The organism is Staphylococcus nepalensis (assembly GCF_002442935.1).
Taxonomy (GTDB): Bacteria; Bacillota; Bacilli; order Staphylococcales; family Staphylococcaceae; genus Staphylococcus; species Staphylococcus nepalensis.
This window is the reverse complement of sequence record NZ_CP017466.1, coordinates 1,421,759-1,441,433: the sequence shown is the minus strand read 5'-3', so window position 1 is coordinate 1,441,433 and position 19,675 is coordinate 1,421,759. Positions and strand designations below refer to the sequence as shown.

Sequence of the window (19,675 nt, the reverse complement as noted above, 5' to 3'; positions counted from 1 at the left end):
TTCAATCTTATTTTACTGTTATAATTGTTTGGTCGTATTCCACGCTTGAACCGTGGCTAATAAGTATGGATTCTACTACACCACTCACATCACTTTTGACCTCGTTCATCACTTTCATTGCTTCTATATAGCCAATGACGTCGCCTTCTTTAATTTCGTCGCCTTCTTTAATTAACGGCTTTGATAATTCTTTTTCATCCTGTAAATAAAATGTACCAACCATAGGTGATTTAACAACTTGATTTGATTTTACTTCATTTGAAATACTTTGTTGATCAGAATTTGAAGTATGATTTGCGACTGCATTTTGTTGCGTTTGCCCGCCATTAAAAGTATTATCTGTGAAATCTATAGAAATTTCGTTTTCATAATCTTTATAATTAAATTTCTTTACTCCATTATCTTTTACTAATTGAATTAATTGCTCTAGTTTATCAAAGTTCATCATAATTCCCCTTTCAATAATTTATTAATACGTGCTGATGTGTTTCTCATTTGAGCAACATCGAATATGGGTTGATTAAGTAAATTTTCTATTTTGTCGTTAAAATCTTTTTCTTGTTGTTCTAATTTGGTTACTGCTGTTTCGACTGTAGTCCATTCAAAACGAATTATCTCATTAGGTTGCATTTGAGCTAATCTATGCAAATCTGATGCACAAACTGTTGCGATTTTTGTATAACCCCCAACTGTTTGTTTATCATTTAATAAAATAATTGGATTGCCATCGTTTGGGACTTGGATACTTCCTAATGCAACTGGTTCCGATATAATATCAGCCGATCCTATAGGTGGTATGTTTTCTCCTTGTAAACGATATCCCATGCGATCTGATTTTTCTGATATTTCGAAATTTTTAGATACTAATTTTTGTTGCGCCTCTTTACTAAAATGATCAATTTGTGGCCCCTCGATAATTTGAATAGGTTTATTATTATTTTTTGCTAAATTAAAAGGTAAACTAATACCTAGTCTTTCCTTATATGATGTATTATAAAGACATCCAATTAAATCACCAGATTTTAAAGCACGTCCTTTAAAGCCACCAATTTGACTACGCGTATGTGTTGAAAAACTATCTGCAACTTTAGATATATCTAATGGTTTACCAAATAATAAATACCCTCGTGCACCTTCGTTTACTTGTCCAACTTTTAAAACATCGCCTTTTTTCACCGCTATAACTGTCGATCCATCAATGAATGTATCATTTAATGTCGCCTTAAATTTAGCGCCTGTAAGTACAAATGTATTGTCTTCCAAAAATTCAACTGTTGGGCCAATAATAGTACATTCAATGGCTGGTCCCCTATTCCCAATTAATATTTGACCCATTCTATAAGCATAGTTATCTAACACGCCTGCAGAAGAAAAACCTTGATCTTGATAACCAATTCTCCCTAAATCTTGAATGGTACTAAATAAACCTGGAGTTAAAATTTTAATGCTCATATTGAACTTTCACCCACTTTTCAATATCAAATTCACCTTGTTGTTCAGCAATAATCTGTTCAAATGTTGTTTCATCTATAGAATAAAACTTTATATAATCTCCAGATTTATATAAACACATAGGCGTTCTAAAAATATCAAATACAGTAATAGGTGTGCGGCCTATAATTTGCCATCCTCCTGGCGATTGTTTAGGGTATAATCCAGTTTGATTATTTGCAATACCAACAGAACCAGCAGGAATATGCGTTCTAGGTTCTTGTCGTCTAGGTGTGTGTAGTTGGGAATTTAGCCCACCCAAAAAAGGGAAACCTGGCATAAACCCTAACATATAAATTAAATAAGCATCTTTTGTATGTAAATGGATGACTTCTTCTACAGATAATTGATTATGTGTTGCTACCTCTTGAATATCTGGCCCATATTCACCATCGTATAAAACTGGCAAACTGATTGTTTTTATGTTTTTTGGTTGGTCATCCAAATCAATTTGATTTAATTGTTCTAAATTCAACTGATTAACTATATCTATTAATTTTTGCTTTGTAATATCAATATGTAACATTATAGAACAATAAGAAGGGATAATTTCAATAATTGCTTTATGCTGTTGTTCTTTTATATATTTTTCAACTTTTTGAACTTTTTTAAATGTTGCAGGATCAATCTGTTGTTCAAAATAAATCATAATTGTTTCTTCATTAATCAATTTATATTCCACTATTGCGCCCCCCCTTTTATATTACGCACAATTAAACCTTAAAACAAAGATTATTAAACACGCAATATTAGTATTATATCATTAATACTTAATTTATGTTTAATAAAAAATAGTTATAATTGTTGATAATAAACTACAATCATAAATGACTTATTAATTCACATGTCATCTTACAAAGTAGTCTTAATTTTCCGATATTTTTTTGAATGATATTAATTTATCAAATAGTCGCCAATAAGTATATATTTTTATATTGAAAGTGTAAAATCCCCCTAACTCAATAAGTTAAGGGGATTAGTTACAATTATTTAATGTTTACAATTTTTACGTTAATTTCAGCACCATTTGGTAGTGGCACACGTACTTCTTCATTTAATTTTTTACCAATTAAACTTTGTGCCATAGGTGATTCATTTGAAATCTTACCATTAAATGCATCAGATTCTGCTGACCCAACGATTTGATATTCTTCCTCGTCGTCACCAGGTAATTCAACAAATGTTACGGTTTTACCAATTTGTACTTGATTATTGTCTCCTGTGTCTTCGATGATTAGCGCATTACGTAACATGTGTTCAATTCTCTGTATATCTTGTTCAATAAATCCTTGTTCATCTTTAGCAGCATCATACTCGGAGTTCTCAGATAAATCACCAAATGAGCGTGCTACTTTTATTTTTTCAACGACTTCTGGTCTTTTTACAGTTTTTAATTCTTCTAATTCGTTTTCTAATTTTTCAAAACCCTCTTGAGTCATTGGGTATTGTTTTTGGTTTTCCATATTTGTCATCTTCCTTTACTAAAATACTATTGTGTACTAACTAATGTTTGGATTTTTGTTGTCATTATATCGATAGCCACTTTATTACTTCCACCTTCTGGGATAATAATATCCGCATATCTTTTAGTAGGTTCGATAAATTGGTTGTGCATTGGTCGAACTACATTTAGATATTGATTGATTACCGAATCCATTGTACGTCCTCTTTCTTCAGTATCACGAAGCAAGCGTCGCAAGATTCGTAAATCTGCGTCCGTATCAACATAAATCTTAACATCCATTAAATCTCTTAACATTTTATTTTCAAGCGCAAATATACCTTCTACGATAATAACATCTTTTGGTTTAAATGCAATCGTTTCATCGCTTCGAGTATGATTTGTATAATCATAAGTGGGCACTTCAATCTGCTTACCGTTTCTCAAATCGTTTAAATTTTCAATTAATAAATCATTATCAAAAGCAAATGGATGGTCATAATTCGTTTCTAAACGTTCTTCAAAACTTAAATGGGATTGGTCCTTATAATAATAGTCTTGCGCTAATAATGCAACACTATGACCTTCTAAATTTTTCATTATTTCGTTAGTTACTGAGGTTTTACCTGAACCTGAACCACCAGCAATTCCAATTATTGTCGTACCTTTCATTATCCAATTTCCTTTCTCATCATGTTGTTGGTATAAATTGGATGGTCAACTTTAATTTGCACGATTTGTAATGGGTGCCGTGCAGCATCAAGTTCATTACCTTCTTCATCATAAATAGTCTCAACAACTTGTCTAAATGTATTAATTTCAGGACCAAAAAACTCTATTTCTTGCCCAGGTTCAAATTTATTTCGTTGCTGTATAGTAGCTATTTTCGAAATCTTGTCATAATCCAAAACTAATCCACAGAAATCGTATGCAGCGTTTTTTTTATTTTGTTGACCATACATTTGCTCTTCATAACCTGGCGTCCCCTCTATAAATGCAGGCGCGGTGTCTCTATTAGCGCATTTGTCTAACTCAATTAACCATTCAGGCTGAATTTTAAAGTTATCTGGATCTTCAGCGTATGCATCTATCACTTTTCTATATACTGAGACTACTGTAGCGATATAATGTATTGACTTCATTCGTCCTTCAATTTTAAGCGAATCTACACCAATATCCATCATTTTAGGGATGGACTCAATCAATTTCAAATCTTTTGGACTCATTGCAAATGGTGTGGCTTCATTCTCATCGTAATACAAATCTAACTCGCCATCTTCATCTACTTCTAATAAATCATAATCCCAGCGACAACTTTGACAACACCCGCCTCTGTTAGAATCACGTGCTGTCATATGATTACTTAAAGTACATCTTCCAGAATAAGCAATACACATTGCACCATGTATAAAAGATTCAATTTCAATATCAACTTTCTCTTTCATTTCTCTCATTTCCATAGCACCTGTTTCACGAGCTAAGACAACACGATCCAAGCCTTCCTGTTTCCAAAATTCAACAGCTTTATAATTCGAAAGTGATTGTTGTGTAGATAGATGTATTTCTAATTTAGGCGCGACACGTTTACATGTTTCAATGATCAGCGGATCCGCTACAATGATGCCGGTAGCACCAGTTGACTCTAAATCTTGTAAATATTGATCTAATCCCTCTATATTTTCATCATGAGCAATAATATTCGTAGTTACATATATTTTGGCTCCATATTGGTTTGCGAATGATACGCCTTCAACTATTTCTTCCATGGTAAAATTGTCAGCGTTAGATCTCAAACCGTACGCTTGCCCACCTAAAAATACAGCATCAGCACCATAATGAACAGCTATTTTTAGTTTTTCTAAATTACCAGCGGGGGCAAGAAGCTCAGGTTTTTTCATTTTATTTTTGCTTTTTTCTACAACTTCTTCTAAGATTTTCATCCTCATATACCTCCCTTAATATACAGTTTGTTTATATAAGAAACCTTCATCAAATGGACGGTGTTCTGGTTGTATCGCTTCAATAGGATCGACAAGCATAAATTTTTCATCCTCATAAGCTTCTGGATCTTCATTGTATAAATCAATAGCTTCTCTATATTGCTCTGTACAAACATTGATATATGTTTCCGTTTGTAATACACCATCGATTTTTAATGCATCTATACCATTTGCTAAAAGGGGTTCTAATTCTTCAATCAAACATATATCATTCGGAGACATAATATGTGTCCCATTATAATCTTCAAAAACTGGATATTTATTATCACGTTCTGCATCATATAATAATAATTCATTCGCTTCTTTGTTTCTTTGAATTTTCATTTGACGTTCTTGGAAAGTAAAGTAATTACCTAAAAGCATGCGTTTAGATTGGAACATGCAAGTCATGCCGTGTACTTGAACTTCAATTTCAACATCGGCATGTTTTTTAATATTTAAAATTTCATCTAAACTAAGTTCTCTGGCTAGTTGCGCACGTTTTGCACCTTTTCTTCCCCAATAATTACATTGAAAATAATTCGTCACTAATGCTTCTGCATCCCAATTTAGTGGTATTGGGTTTTCTTGTTCTTTGACATACATAACCACTGCAGGATCTCCAAAAATAATACGATCGACTCTAATTTCATGCAAAAAGTTGATATATGCTTCTACTGCGTTTAAATGGTAATTGTGAAAGATACCATTAACTGCTGCGTAGACCTTTTTTCCGTGACTATGTATTAATTCTACTGCTTCTTTCATAGCTTCTTTTTTAAATTCTCCAGCTAACCTTAGGCCAAATTTTTGTTCCCCAATGACGAAAGCATCTGCGCCTTTTTCAATTAATACTTCAATGTGTTTAACAGATTTAGGTGTCACTAATAGTTCTGTCATTTTGATTCTCCTTTAATTGAAATAGCTAACCCATCATCCATATTTAAGAAATTAGTAGTAAAGTCAGGTTGAGCCATAAGCCATTCGTTATACTGTTGCACTTTTTTTACCATCTGCTTTACATTTCTACTTCGTACTACTGAAATGTCTGAAACAAAACCATGATACAGCACATTATCAGTGACAATAACGCCGCCCTCTTTCAATAAAGGGGCGTAAAGCGTAAAGAATTTTTTGGATTGTGCTTTCGCAGCATCAATAAAAATCATATCAAATGAAAGGTGTTTAATGTTGTCAAATGCTTCTAGTGCATCTTCTTCCACCAATTCAATTTGTTCTCCATATCCAAATTTTATAATGTTTTCTTTAGCTTTTAATTGCATTTCACTATTACGCTCAATTGTAGTAACTTTAATTTTATTAGAAACAGAAGCGAACTGCATACTGCTATATGCAATAGCAGTACCAATTTCTAAAATGCGCTGTGGTTTATGTAATCGAATAAGCTGTTTTATCATTTCTAATGTAAGCCTATCAACAATAGGAACTTGATTTGCTTCGGCGTATTGCCTAAGCATTTCAATCGGTTCAGCATTTTGTTTATGCAATTCTAATAAATATGACTGGTTATTATTCATTTTAAAACTTCCTTCAACGTAAAATGATTCAAGCGTTTTTTACAAATTAAATATAATCAGTCAAGGTTACTGTGACTGATTATATTTAATTCATAAACGCATACTATGTTTTTATATTATGAAATACTAAATAGATTTATTATAAAATGCTTTGAAATCATTTCTTATGATTTAATTTTAACTTTATATATTTTACCACAAAGCTACATAGATTATAAGTGTAAATTGTGTTTACTAACACAGTCCTACACTTATAATTTCTAACAAGTTGGGTATTAATACAAAAGATAGAAAAATTATATTTACACTTATTCTTCTATTGATAACCTACACCAGTAAATTAGAGCAAGTTGAAAAATTTTACTCTCAAGGTTTGTTGATAACTAGAAAAATATAAAAGTTGGCGTGTACATTTATAATTACTACAAAGTCGAACTATAATTGAAACAAACACGTAGTATGTTTCTAATCGTGAAACTTTGAATATAAAAAATGCACCTTCATTCAAAAATGAAAGTGCATTGATGTTAAGTGTGGGTATCACACCCAAACATTGTATTTTTAAAGTTATATACAAATATTTTAATCTATATAAAAATTATTCGTGATTATGATCGTGATCGTCCATTTCGGTATTAACTACTTCTTCAATCATATCCCATTCTTCATCTGTTTCCACAGGTAAGAATTTTCCACCTTCTCCGTCTTCATCTGGATCATTAATCATTGGTACTAATTCAATGAGATCATCATCATCTGATTCTGCGCCTTCTTCAGCAAGAATAACATACTCTTTTTTGAATTCTGGATGGAAAAATTCTAAAACTTTGCGATATAGTACTTCATTTCCATCTTCGTCATATAAAGTTAATAATTCCTCTTGGTTATTGATTTCTAATTCAGATTCATGGTTGTGTTCAGTCATTATAAAACGCTCCTTTTTATTGTATAGAATCTAAATAGCCTTGTAATATAAATACGGCAGCCATTTTATCTATTACTTTTTTTCGTTTTTGTCTAGAAACATCAGCTTCAAGTAAAGAACGTTCTGCGGCCATGGTACTTAAACGCTCATCCCACATGATAATCTCTACAGATGGCAATGCTTCTTGAAGTTGCTCCTTGTATTGTAACGAAGCCTCGCCTCGAAATCCAATAGAATTGTTCATATTTTTTGGTAAACCTATAACAACGGTCCCAACTTTCTCTTTCTCTATTATATTTACTAATCTATCTATACCTAATTCATTCTTATCTTCGTTTATATGGAGTGTATCTAATCCTTGGGCTGTCCAACCCATGAGATCACTAACAGCAATGCCAACAGTTTTACTTCCTACATCTAAGCCTAATATTTTATGTTTTAACATATATTAATTGGAATTCTCTTGTAAATAATTCGAAACTAATTCTTCCATAATATCATCACGATCAATTCGACGTATTTGGTTTCTAGCTTCATTATTACGCGGGATATAAGCTGGGTCGCCTGATAGTAAATAGCCGACTATTTGGTTAACCGGATTATAACCGCGTTCATTAAGCGTATTATAGACATTTTGAAGTACTGTTTTGACATCTTCTTTTGGAATTTCATCATAATTAAATTTCATTGTTTTATCAAAGTTTTCCATTTTTTTAACACTCCTTTGTTCGAGTAAAAAAGTTCTTATTGTATATTCTACATTACAATGCATTGAACTTATAGAGATTTAATGTAATCTTTAATGAAACGTAATGATTCTGTTATGTTTTCAGGTTGTGTTCCTCCACCCTGAGCCATATCAGGACGGCCACCACCTTTACCACCTACGATTGGCGCCATATTTTTAATAATGTCACCAGCTTTAACACGATCTGTTAAATCTTTAGGTACGGTTGCAACTAGCGATACTTTTCCATCTATATTACTGATTAGAATAATAATCGTGTCTTGAAGTTTAGATTTAAAATCATCCATTGTTTCTCGAATTGCTTTCGCATTTGCTACTTCTACTTCGGTAGCAAGTACTTTAAATCCATTAACTTCTTCAACTTGATTCGTTACATCACCCATTTTTAATGAAGTAATCTCTTTGTTTTTTTGTTCAAGTTGTTTAGACAACTCTTTTTCGTCTGTTTGCATTTGCATAACTTTTTCTAATACTTGTTCATCAGATTTCACTTTGACTTGAGCTTTGACAGCATTAAATTGTTCTTGTATTGTCTCTAAATATAAAAATGCTGATTTACCAGTTAACGCTTCTATACGTCGAACTCCTGCGCCCGTTCCAGACTCGGTTACTATTTTAAACAACCCTATTTCAGATGTGTTATTTACATGGATACCGCCACAAAGTTCAATAGAGAAAGGCGCCATATTTACAACGCGAACGACATCTCCATATTTTTCACCAAATAATGCCATAGCGCCTAACTTTTTAGCATCTTCTATTGGCATTTCTTGAATGTTTACGTCTATGCTATTCCATATTTCTTCATTGACTCTGCGCTCTACTTGCTCTATTTCGGCCTCTGTTAAAGGACCAAAATGAGAGAAATCAAACCTTAAACGATCAGCCTCAACAAGTGAACCAGCTTGGTTTACATGATCTCCAAGCACTTCTTTTAAAGCGGCATGTAATAAATGCGTTGCGCTGTGATTTTTTTTGATGTCTCTACGCTCTTTATGATTTACACTGGCCAAAACTTCAGAATTTACTTTGACAGTTCCAAATTGTATTTCACCTTTGTGTAAATTTTGACCGTTAGGCGCTTTTGTAACTTCATCCACATATATTTCAAATTGTTCATTACTTATCGTACCTTCATCAGCAACTTGGCCACCGCTAACAGCGTAGAACGGTGTTTCTTCTAAAATGAAATAGATTGTGTCACCAGCTTCAGCCTCATTTACTAATTCACCATCAAAAATAATATCAGTTATTTTTGTTTCTTGATCCATAACATCATAACCGACAAATTTGCTTTCAGTCGTAATTTTCTTCAAAACGCCGCTTTGTATTTGCATTGATTGTGCGTTTTGACGTGCTTGTCTAGCTCTATCTCTTTGTTTTTGCATTTCTTCCCCGAACGTTGCCATATCAACTGTTAAATTTTCTTGATTAGCAATTTCTACAGTTAATTCAACTGGGAAACCATATGTGTCGTATAACTTAAATGCATCTTTACCACTTATTTCATTCGTTGCATTTTGTGCTTTAGCAATTAAATTATTTAATATAGCGAGTCCTTCTTCTAATGTTTCGTGGAAACGTTCTTCTTCTGATTTAATTACACGTTTTATAAAATCAGCTTTTTCTTGAACATTCGGGTAATACGGCTTCATAATATCTGCGACGATATCAACTAATTTATACATAAATGGTTCGTTAATATCTAATGATTGACTAAACCTTACTGCGCGACGTAAAAGTCTTCGTAGTACATAGCCTCTGCCTTCATTTGCAGGCAACGCACCATCAGCAATTGCAAATGAAATGGTACGTATATGATCAGCAATCACTTTAAATGCAACATCATGTGCATCATGCTTTAGATATTTTTTACCCGAAACTGCCTCAACTTCACGTATAATAGGCATAAACAAATCTGTTTCATAATTAGTACGTACATTTTGGGCAATGGAAGCCATTCTTTCAAGACCCATACCTGTATCAATATTTTTATTTGGTAATGGTGTATAAGTATGATCTTTATTATGGTTAAACTCACTAAAAACTAAATTCCAAACTTCTAAGAAACGTTCATTTTCTCCACCTGGATACATTTCTTCAACTGGGTCATTTTGTCCAAATTGATTCCCGCGATCATAAAAAATCTCCGTATTAGGGCCTGAAGGGCCTTCTCCAATATCCCAGAAATTCCCTTCGATACGGATAATTCTACTTTCTTCTAAACCTATCATTTCATTCCATATTTTATATGCTTCTGTATCTTCAGGATGAATCGTTACATATAATAATTTAGGGTCCATCGCCATCCATTTTTCACTTGTTAAAAATTCCCAAGCAAATTCAATCGCTTCTTTTTTAAAGTAATCACCAATTGAGAAATTTCCTAACATTTCAAAAAATGTATGATGTCTTGCTGTAAAACCTACATTTTCAATATCATTTGTTCTAATCGCTTTTTGAGAATTAACAATACGTGGCTTTTTAGGCGTTTCTCTACCGTCAAAATATTTTTTTAATGTCGCAACACCGGAGTTAATCCATAATAAAGAATCATCATCAATTGGGACTAATGGCGCAGACGGTTCAACCATATGTCCTTTCTCTACAAAATAATCTATAAAGTTTTGTCTAATTTCGCTTGCTTTTAAGTTTTTCATACTTAAAATTCCTCCATCTCAACTCAAGTTATATCAGTTATTTGATAAAAATGAAAATAAAAAACGCCCATCCTATCAAAAGGGACGAACGTTTCGCGGTACCACCCTAGTTATAAGCATTCATAATGATTCTATAGTACATTTGCACTCAAAAAGCATACTATTTTTAAAATCATTACTCACATCACTTATCACTCAATCAGTATATTTTCTATTAACATAAAGTAGCATTCAACTATACTATCTACACTTTTCACCAACCAGTGTATCTCTATATGTCTAGAATAGTTTACTCATCTTTATGCACAATCAACTATATTGTATTTACTTTCACCTCTGTTGTCAATGTTCAACAAAATCATAGGGAGAAATATCTCCCATATTAATCATCGGGTTAATATTATAAATATTTTCTTCTGTTAAAACAATGGTTGAATCAAACGTATCACCAACGTCTACCGCTTCATCAGTATCTTCGTTATTAAAATACGTTTTTAAAAATGTACATAACTGTGTCATTCTTACTTGGCCATGTGTGTTCAAACCTATTTCAAAAGCTTTTGGGTCTCCCAAAAAGACAAGCGATTGCTTTGCTCTTGTTAACCCTGTATATAATATGGGTTTTTGTAACATTCTATAATATTGTTTAACCATTGGCATGATTACAATTGGAAATTCAGAACCTTGTGATTTATGAATAGATGTACAGTATGCATGTGTCAACTCTAATAAATCTTTTCTAACGAATGTAATCTCATTACCATCGAAATCAACAACCAAAACGTCTTTATTTAACGCGTTTTCTTTTGCCCAAAATATGCCAACAATGACACCTATATCACCATTAAATATATTATCGCTCGGTCTATTTACCAGTTGTAATACTTTGTCTCCTTTTCTGAAAACAACTTCTCCAAATTCAATCTCTCGTGTGTCTTTATCTTTAGGATTTAAAATAGTTTGTAATACAGCATTTAATTTTTTAATACCTGCAGAGCCTTTATACATGGGAGCTAATACTTGTATATCACTCATGTCATAACCTTTGTTGACAGCACTTGAGACGACTTTTTCAACTACTGTTGGAATTTGTTCTGTTGAACAGTTTATAAAGTTACGATCATGGAATCGTTGTGTAATGTCTATAGACTCACCTAATTTCATTCTATGTGCGAGTTCTATAATACTCGAGCCATCTTGTTGTCTATACACTTCGGTTAAATTGACTCTTGGTATCACTTTAGAATCAATCAAGTCTTTAAACACTTGCCCTGGACCAACTGAAGGCAATTGATCTTCATCGCCTACTAATATAACTTGAGCGTCAATCGGGACAGCGCTCAAAAATTGATGGAATAACCATGTATCTACCATAGACATTTCATCAATGATAATCAGCTTTGCCGAAATTTCATTATCTAATATATCTTCTGGTTGTGTATCTTGGTTCCATCCAATCAAACGATGTATAGTCATTGCTTCTAATCCTGTGGACTCAGCCAAGCGTTTTGAAGCTCTTCCAGTTGGTGCTGCTAATACAACTGGGTAATCATCATTTTGATAGTCATCATAATCGAGAGATAAACCATGAATTTCTGCATATAATTCAACAATACCTTTAATAACAGTCGTTTTCCCTGTACCAGGGCCCCCTGTTAAAAGCATGACTTTGGAATTGATTGCAGTTTGTAACGCCTCTCTTTGTGAATTTGCATAAGTTACCTCATTACGTTGTTCAATTTCGCCAATTTCAAGCAATAATTCCGATTGTTCAATTTCTTTTAATTTGTTGGTATATGTGTAATTACGGTATAAGTTTTGTACACTTTTCAACTCTGAATAATATAAACTTGGCACAGCAAGTTCATTTTCTTGTTTAACTAATTTCGATTCTTCAACAAGATATTGCACCATATCTTCTAATTGTTGCCGATCAATCATTTCACTTGGTGGCTGTGATAGCATATCGTGTGTCATTTCTAATACATTCTGAGTCGGCAAATAAGTATGTCCTTGTTTAATACATTCTTCTTCTAACACATATAATAATCCAGCTTTCAAACGTTCATTATCATTAAATTGAATACCCACATTACGCGCTAACGTATCAGCTTTATTAAAGCCAATACCTTTGACATCATATACTAATTGATATGGTTTATTTTCTACAACATTCAACGTATCTCCAAGATAAACTTGATAAATGGCCATAGCAAGTTTAGGACCAAACCCTAAGTCATGTAAACGAATAATAATTTGTTCTGTTTCTTGATTACTGGCAATTTGTTCAGCAATTTGTTTTTGCTTTTTCTTAGGTAAACTTGGTACTTTTTCTAATACAGATGGATCATTTAAAATATCTGAAATTGTGTTTTCTCCAAGTGCATTCACAATATTTTGTGCTGTTTTTTTACCTATACCCTTGAATAAATCACTCGATAAATAGCTAACGATTGCTTCTTTGGTTTGCGGTAATTCTTTTTCGAAGGTCTCTGCCTTTAATTGTTTTCCGTACTTAGGATGTGAAACAACTTGTCCTTTAAAGGTGTAGACGTCGCCTTCAGCAATTTCTGGAAAGAACCCTACAACTGTAGGCATTGAATCAAATGTTTCATTAGATTCAATCGTATCTACCTTTAAAACAGTATAAAAATTGTCTTTGTTCTGGAATAAGATAGCATCTACAGTACCTTTAATCATTGAGTTGTTAAATAGTGTAGGGTTATCCATTGAATTACTCCTCCTCTGCGATAGATTTAAATGTTTTGATAGCGTGTTGACTCATCAAATGCTCTGGATTTATAGAAACTGCGTGTTCAAAATATTGAATAGCTGTCTCAGTATCTTCTGTTTGCATATAAGTTGCTAAACCTAAATTATATAAAGCGTCTGTATGGTCGCTTTCTATAGTTAAAACATACTTTAATTGCTTAATAGCTTGTTCAAACATCTCTAAATGACACAAAACAAGCCCATACTGAAATTGAACTTCTACATCTTGTCGATTGTCCTTTTCCGCAGCAGTCATTAAAAATGGTAATGCTTCATTAAATGCTTCTAATTGATTAAATGACATACCAATCATGTAGTTCGTATCGATGATATCCACCTGATATTTTAACGCTTGTTGGTATAATTTGATGGCTTCTTTATAACGCCCTTCATTATAATACACATTCGCTAAATTATAATAAATTGCACCATTATTTGGATCAAGTGTTAAAGCTCTTTGGAAAAATTTCTCTGCTTTTTCTATTTCACCCGCTTCAGCTATCAAAATACCTGCATTGATGTAATTTTCAACCTCTTTTGGATTTGTTTCAATATTTTCAAATAAAGATGACAATGCTTTTTCAAAATTGCCCTGTTTAATCAAGTTATAAATCTGTTCTTGGTTCATTTTATTCCCTCGCTCTCTTAGCATCTTATTATAACATTTGTGTATCATTTTAGAATAATAAACAACAAAAAGGAGCAAGATACAAATCAAAAAATTTAAATTTGATTTTGTATGCTTACTCCTTAACAAAACCCTTATCTTAGGTTTTTATATTATTAGTTAACGTGATTACAAACGTATCTTTCGTATGATCAAACAACGTAGCTTAGTTGGCCTGATATTTTATATACATCATCTATCGTTGCGCCGCCTAAACAAACGTCCCCATCATATAATACAACAGATTGACCGGGGGTAATGGCACGAACTGGTTCGTCAAAGGTAACACGAATTGCATTTTCATTTTCTCTTTGAACAAATACTTTTGTATCTTTTTGACGGTATCTAAATTTTGCTGTACATTCAAATCCATTTTCTAAGTCAACAGGATTTACAAATGAAACATCTGATGCAATCAAATAATCACTATAAAGTGCTTCGTGATGGAATCCTTGTTCAACATATAATACATTATCGTTTAAATTTTTACCTACAACAAACCAAGGATCGCCATCTCCGCCAATTCCTAGACCATGGCGTTGACCTATTGTATAGTACATTACACCTGCATGGGTACCAATTTTTTCACCATTTAGTGTACGCATTTCACCTGATTGTGCAGGTAAGTACTGAGATAAAAACGTTTTGAAATTACGTTCTCCAATAAAACAAATACCAGTTGAATCTTTTTTCTTAGCTGTTGCTAAAGCTTGTTCTTCAGCAATTTTACGAACTTCTTTTTTATCAATATCTCCAAGCGGGAACATCACACGTGATAATTGAGATTGCGACAATTGGTTTAGGAAATACGTTTGGTCTTTATTATTATCGACGCCACGTAGCATTTCGACATGACCATCTTCACGACGACGTACACATGCATAATGTCCTGTTGCGACGTAATCTGCACCTAGCTTAAGCGCATGTTCTAAAAATGCTTTGAATTTAATTTCTTTATTACACATTACATCAGGGTTAGGCGTACGTCCTTTTGTATATTCATCTAAGAAATAAGTAAAGACTTTATCCCAATATTCTTTTTCAAAATTAACTGCATAATATGGAATGCCAATTTGATTACAAACAGCAATGACATCATTATAATCTTCAGTTGCTGTACAAACACCATTTTCATCTGTGTCATCCCAGTTCTTCATGAAAATACCTATGACATCGTAACCTTGTTCTTTTAATAAATGTGCTGTTACAGAACTATCTACGCCACCTGACATCCCGACAACAACACGTGTATCTTTATTTGACAACTAAACTTCCTCCTTGAATTTATGATAAATTTTATGAATTTCTGTAGCTATATATTTTATTTCTTGTTCGGTCATTGCTTCATTAAAACTAAATCTTACTGAATGCTGAGCTCTGTCTTCGTTACTATACATTGCCGCTAATACATGTGAAGGTGTTGTAGAACCAGCAGTGCATGCAGATCCTGAAGACACATATACATTGGATAAATCTAACAATGTTAACATGGTTTCAACGTCTATAAATGGAAAATACAGATTGACAATATGGCCAGTCGTATCTGTCATTGATCCGTTTAATTCAAATGGAATTGAACGCTCTTGTAATGAAACAAGAAATTGATTTTTCAAATTCATTAAATGTACATTGTTATCATCTCTATATTGATTTGCTAGCTTTAATGCTTCAGCTAAACCGACAATTTGGGGTACATTTTCTGTACCTGCCCTTCTTTTCGTTTCTTGTTCTCCACCTAATTGAGAAAACTTAAGCGCTGTACCTTCTTTTAACAATAACGCACCAACACCCTTAGGGCCACCAAATTTATGCGCTGTAATACTCATTGCGTCTATATTAAATTCATGAAAATTCACTTCTAAATGGCCTATTGCTTGTACAGCATCTACGTGGAATAATGCGTTAGAATTGTTAATGACTTCTTCAATATCATACATGGGCTGCACTGTACCAATTTCATTGTTTACAAACATAATTGAAACAAGTATGGTTTCATCAGTCAATGCATTTTGCAACTGTTTCAATGACACTAAACCTTCTTCGTCAACATCAAGATAAGTTACATCAAAGCCTTCTTTCTCTAATTGTTCAAAAACATGGAGTACTGAATGATGCTCTATTTTGCTTGTAATAATATGCTTCCCTTTATGCTGATGAGCATAAACAATGCCTTTAATCGCTGTGTTATTTGATTCTGTTGCACCACTTGTGAATATCACTTCGCTAGATTTTGCATTAAGTTCCTTGGCTACAATATGACGAGATTCATCTAAATATTTACGTGCATCTCTTCCTATACTATGTATAGAAGATGGGTTGCCATAATGTGTTGAATATATATTCATCATCTTATCTATAACTTGTTGCTTAACTGGCGTTGTGGCAGCATAGTCTGCATATACTTCCATGTTTGACACTCCTTACAATTTTATCAATGTTCCAATGATAGCACCAACTCACTAAATTTTCTAGTTGTCTGTTTCAAAATGACCATTTTCATCTATAAATTTATATTCACCTAGTAACTTAAGGGTTTCATCTAAGTTTGATTCACGCGTATGAGTTAAAGATACATTATAAAGTTGTTGATTTTTTATTTCCCAATGTACAGCTTTAAATTGAGATTGTAAATATGAATCATGTGTAACAATCAATACTTGACCGGTAAAACTTTGAATCATACTTAAAATTAAATCTTGAGTTACAATATCAAAATAGTTCGTAGGCTCATCCAATACTAATAAATTAGCACCTGAAAAATATAATAATACAAATTGTAAACGACTTTTTTCCCCCATAGACAAATAGCGAATTGGTTTTTTGATTTGATCCTTATCAAAATTAAATGAAGCAAGTAATGTCTGCGCTTGGCTACGCGTTATGTTAGTTCTTACTAACAACATTGATAATGGAGATTCTGCTTCATTTAGATTGTTATTTGTATGATCAAAGTAACCTATCTTTAACGATGGCGTAATCTCTATAATACCTTCGTCTGGTGATAAATGCTGTCTAATCAAAGCGATGAAAAGCGATTTACCACTTCCATTTGGACCAGTAAGTAATATATTTTCATTTTGTTTCATTTCAAAATGAGCGTGTTTATATATAGCTTGTCCATCAATATTAACGCTAACATCTTCAAAACGAATTAAGAAACGTTTAGGAAGGCTAGTCTGATGACTAAAGTAATATGACTTTGTTTCTTTACTCGGTTCTTGAATATGTTTTTCTTGTAATTTTTGGTTTAATTGTTTTTCCTTCACCTTTGCCCTTTGCGCTAATTTGCTCAACTTTTTCTGTTCAATCGGATTACGTACACTTGCTTTTTGCTGAGCAGAATGATGCCATGTTTGTACGCGTTTGATCGTACGTTCGAGGTCTTGTATTTCTTTTTGTTGTTTATTATATATACGTTGTTCTGTTTGACTTTCTAAATCTTTTATCTCTTTGTATTGCTTATAATTGCCATTAAATTTTCTTGTACTTTCGGGTGTTATTTCTATAACATGACTCGCGGTCTGATCTATAAATCCTCTATGATGCGACACATATATGATTGTGCGTTTTGATTGTTGTATATGGTTAATCAATTGGTCTATCATTTCTTGGTCTAAATGATTGGTTGGTTCGTCCAGCAATATCAATGGTTTGTTTGAAATAAATGCTCTCAATAAAGCAAGCCTAGTTTGTTGGCCGCCGCTTAATACTTTAATTGGTTTGTCAAGATCTGCTTCCGTTAGAGCCATTTGCTTCGCTTTAGTTATAATGGTTTGTTCAAATTCATAGCCATTTAAAGCGATATAATCTGAAACTTTTTCATAGTTATCCATTAACGCTTGTTTTAAATGAAACAATTCTGTGTTTAAGCTTATTACATAGTCTATCCCCGTCATGTTTCCAAAGGTAGTCATATTTTGGTCCATCAAATAAGTATCTTCTTTATACTTATTATTTAATGCTTTTAATAAAGTCGTTTTCCCAACGCCATTATTACCAATCACAGCAATATGTTCACCCTTTTCAAATTGTAAATCCACTGACTGAATCAGTGTTTTTCCAAACATTTCAAAAGGTTTTTGGGCAAAATAAAAAGACATATCATTTCCCTCTTTCTTAGGAGATATGACACGCCATAATAAATGAAACACCATACATGTGAGGTGTTAATATTTTAATTTACGTATTAAGACATACTCATATCCCATATATTTTCTCTGATTTAATAAATTGTTTTGGTTGTTCCTTATGAGATTTATCCATTGTCTTAATAAGACCACCTAACTTTTTAATTTCATATAGTATACCAGTGAGCAACTTCTTACGCAAGTTTTAATTCAACTGTTATACTTCAATATATTAATAATCATAAGGAGGAAACTGTATAATGAGCAATATAAAATTATCTGCACTTAACCTGGTTCCTGTAAGAGAAGGTCAAACGGACCAAGATGCGATTCATGACATGGTCAAATTAGCACAAAACTTAGAAGAATTAGAATATGAACGTTATTGGATTGCAGAACATCATAACGCGCCAAATCTTGTTAGTTCCGCGACTGCGTTATTAATACAACACGCATTAGAGCATACATCAAAAATCAGAGTAGGTTCTGGTGGCATCATGTTACCTAATCATGCACCGCTTGTTGTTGCAGAGCAATTTGGTACTATGGAAACTGTTTTTCCAAATAGAGTTGACCTTGGGTTAGGTAGAGCACCTGGGACGGATATGATGACGGCAAGTGCACTTCGTAGAGATCAACATAACGGTGTATATGAATTTCCTGAAGAAGTGGAACAACTTGCAACTTATTTTGGCCCAGCTAATCAACAAGCTTACGTCCGCGCTTATCCAGCAGTTGGAAAAAATGTGCCCCTATATATATTAGGTTCTTCTACTGATTCTGCTCATTTAGCTGCTCGTAAAGGTTTACCATATGTATTCGCAGGACATTTTGCACCACAACAAATGAAGGAAGCAATAGCTATTTATAAAGAGCTATTCGAACCATCAGCGTTTTTAAGTGAACCATATGTCATTGTATGTTTAAATGCTATTGTTGCTGATACAGATGCTCAAGCTGAATACCTTGCAACTACTCAGGCTCAAGTGATGGTAAGTATTACTCGAGGAAGAATGCAGCCAGTACAACCTCCTACAGATGACTTGAGAGGTCTGCTAACACCGACAGAATACGAAATAGCAAAACAACGCATGCAAAGCTCACTTATTGGATCAGAAGAAACTGTGAAAAGTAAATTACAAGCTTTTATTGATGAATATGGCGATATTGATGAACTGATGGCAATCAGCTATATCTATGATCAAAAAGCACAGCTAGACTCTTATAACAAATTAAAAAATGTGGTATCCACTTTTAATTGAACTTAAATACAAGCGTGGTTGATTAGTAAGAACGAATAGCAAAACGCAAGTGCTGAAATACATGC

Annotated in this window: 18 protein-coding genes; 1 reads left to right on the top strand and 17 read right to left on the bottom strand. The window is 33.1% G+C overall.

Annotated elements, in window-relative coordinates:
• Nucleotides 1-7: 7 nt before the first annotated feature.
• From BJG89_RS06775 to sal(E), 17 genes are all read right to left on the bottom strand, one after another.
• Nucleotides 8-445, bottom strand: a complete 438-nt coding sequence (locus BJG89_RS06775; RefSeq protein ID WP_096809373.1) for an acetyl-CoA carboxylase biotin carboxyl carrier protein — start codon at nt 443-445, stop codon at nt 8-10.
• A complete protein-coding gene (locus tag BJG89_RS06770) occupies nt 445-1,452 on the bottom strand; it encodes a 5-oxoprolinase subunit C family protein (RefSeq protein WP_096809372.1) in 1,008 nt (335 codons plus the stop codon). The genes BJG89_RS06775 and BJG89_RS06770 overlap by 1 nt, the downstream gene beginning before the upstream one ends.
• Complete coding sequence (gene pxpB / locus BJG89_RS06765; RefSeq protein WP_096809371.1) at nt 1,442-2,173, bottom strand: 5-oxoprolinase subunit PxpB; 732 nt, start codon at nt 2,171-2,173, stop codon at nt 1,442-1,444. The genes BJG89_RS06770 and pxpB overlap by 11 nt, the downstream gene beginning before the upstream one ends.
• Nucleotides 2,174-2,477: 304 nt before the next feature.
• Entirely contained in the window at nt 2,478-2,954 is a 477-nt protein-coding gene (gene greA, locus BJG89_RS06760) for a transcription elongation factor GreA (RefSeq protein ID WP_096809370.1), read from the bottom strand.
• A gap of 26 nt (nt 2,955-2,980) precedes the next feature.
• On the bottom strand, nt 2,981-3,604 hold the full coding sequence (udk, locus tag BJG89_RS06755; RefSeq protein ID WP_096809368.1) for a uridine kinase: 624 nt from the start codon (nt 3,602-3,604) through the stop codon (nt 2,981-2,983).
• The gene (locus tag BJG89_RS06750; protein ID WP_096809366.1) at nt 3,604-4,872 is read right to left on the bottom strand and encodes a peptidase U32 family protein; all 1,269 of its coding nucleotides are present in this window, start codon (nt 4,870-4,872) and stop codon (nt 3,604-3,606) included. Before BJG89_RS06750 ends, udk begins: the two co-directional genes overlap by 1 nt.
• A 15-nt stretch (nt 4,873-4,887) precedes the next feature.
• Nucleotides 4,888-5,811: a peptidase U32 family protein gene (locus BJG89_RS06745; protein ID WP_096809364.1), complete on the bottom strand. Its 924-nt coding sequence runs from the start codon at nt 5,809-5,811 to the stop codon at nt 4,888-4,890.
• Nucleotides 5,808-6,449, bottom strand: coding sequence for an O-methyltransferase (locus BJG89_RS06740; protein WP_096809361.1), 642 nt, complete (start codon nt 6,447-6,449; stop codon nt 5,808-5,810). Before BJG89_RS06740 ends, BJG89_RS06745 begins: the two co-directional genes overlap by 4 nt.
• A 598-nt stretch (nt 6,450-7,047) precedes the next feature.
• Nucleotides 7,048-7,374 (bottom strand): DUF1292 domain-containing protein, encoded by a 327-nt coding sequence (locus BJG89_RS06735; protein WP_096809359.1) that lies wholly within the window; start codon nt 7,372-7,374, stop codon nt 7,048-7,050.
• Nucleotides 7,375-7,390: 16 nt separating this feature from the next.
• Nucleotides 7,391-7,819 (bottom strand): Holliday junction resolvase RuvX, encoded by a 429-nt coding sequence (gene ruvX, locus BJG89_RS06730; RefSeq protein ID WP_096809356.1) that lies wholly within the window; start codon nt 7,817-7,819, stop codon nt 7,391-7,393.
• A gap of 3 nt (nt 7,820-7,822) precedes the next feature.
• Nucleotides 7,823-8,083, bottom strand: a complete 261-nt coding sequence (locus BJG89_RS06725; protein WP_096809354.1) for an IreB family regulatory phosphoprotein — start codon at nt 8,081-8,083, stop codon at nt 7,823-7,825.
• Nucleotides 8,084-8,151: 68 nt separating this feature from the next.
• Complete coding sequence (gene alaS / locus BJG89_RS06720) at nt 8,152-10,782, bottom strand: alanine--tRNA ligase (protein WP_096809351.1); 2,631 nt, start codon at nt 10,780-10,782, stop codon at nt 8,152-8,154.
• A gap of 342 nt (nt 10,783-11,124) precedes the next feature.
• Nucleotides 11,125-13,512 carry an SF1B family DNA helicase RecD2 gene (gene recD2 / locus BJG89_RS06715; RefSeq protein ID WP_096809350.1) on the bottom strand — a complete coding sequence of 796 codons (2,388 nt, stop codon included), beginning with the start codon at nt 13,510-13,512 and terminating at the stop codon, nt 11,125-11,127.
• Between the two features lie 4 nt (nt 13,513-13,516).
• Nucleotides 13,517-14,182 carry a tetratricopeptide repeat protein gene (locus BJG89_RS06710; RefSeq protein ID WP_096809347.1) on the bottom strand — a complete coding sequence of 222 codons (666 nt, stop codon included), beginning with the start codon at nt 14,180-14,182 and terminating at the stop codon, nt 13,517-13,519.
• 191 nt (nt 14,183-14,373) lie between these two features.
• Nucleotides 14,374-15,486, bottom strand: a complete 1,113-nt coding sequence (gene mnmA / locus BJG89_RS06705; protein ID WP_096809345.1) for a tRNA 2-thiouridine(34) synthase MnmA — start codon at nt 15,484-15,486, stop codon at nt 14,374-14,376.
• Entirely contained in the window at nt 15,487-16,629 is a 1,143-nt protein-coding gene (locus BJG89_RS06700) for a cysteine desulfurase family protein (RefSeq protein ID WP_096809344.1), read from the bottom strand.
• Between the two features lie 60 nt (nt 16,630-16,689).
• Entirely contained in the window at nt 16,690-18,321 is a 1,632-nt protein-coding gene (sal(E), locus tag BJG89_RS06695) for an ABC-F type ribosomal protection protein Sal(E) (RefSeq protein ID WP_096809342.1), read from the bottom strand.
• A gap of 287 nt (nt 18,322-18,608) precedes the next feature.
• Between sal(E) and BJG89_RS06690 the strand changes: the two genes are divergently transcribed.
• Complete coding sequence (locus BJG89_RS06690) at nt 18,609-19,610, top strand: LLM class flavin-dependent oxidoreductase (protein ID WP_096809340.1); 1,002 nt, start codon at nt 18,609-18,611, stop codon at nt 19,608-19,610.
• The last annotated feature ends 65 nt before the right edge of the window (nt 19,611-19,675 follow it).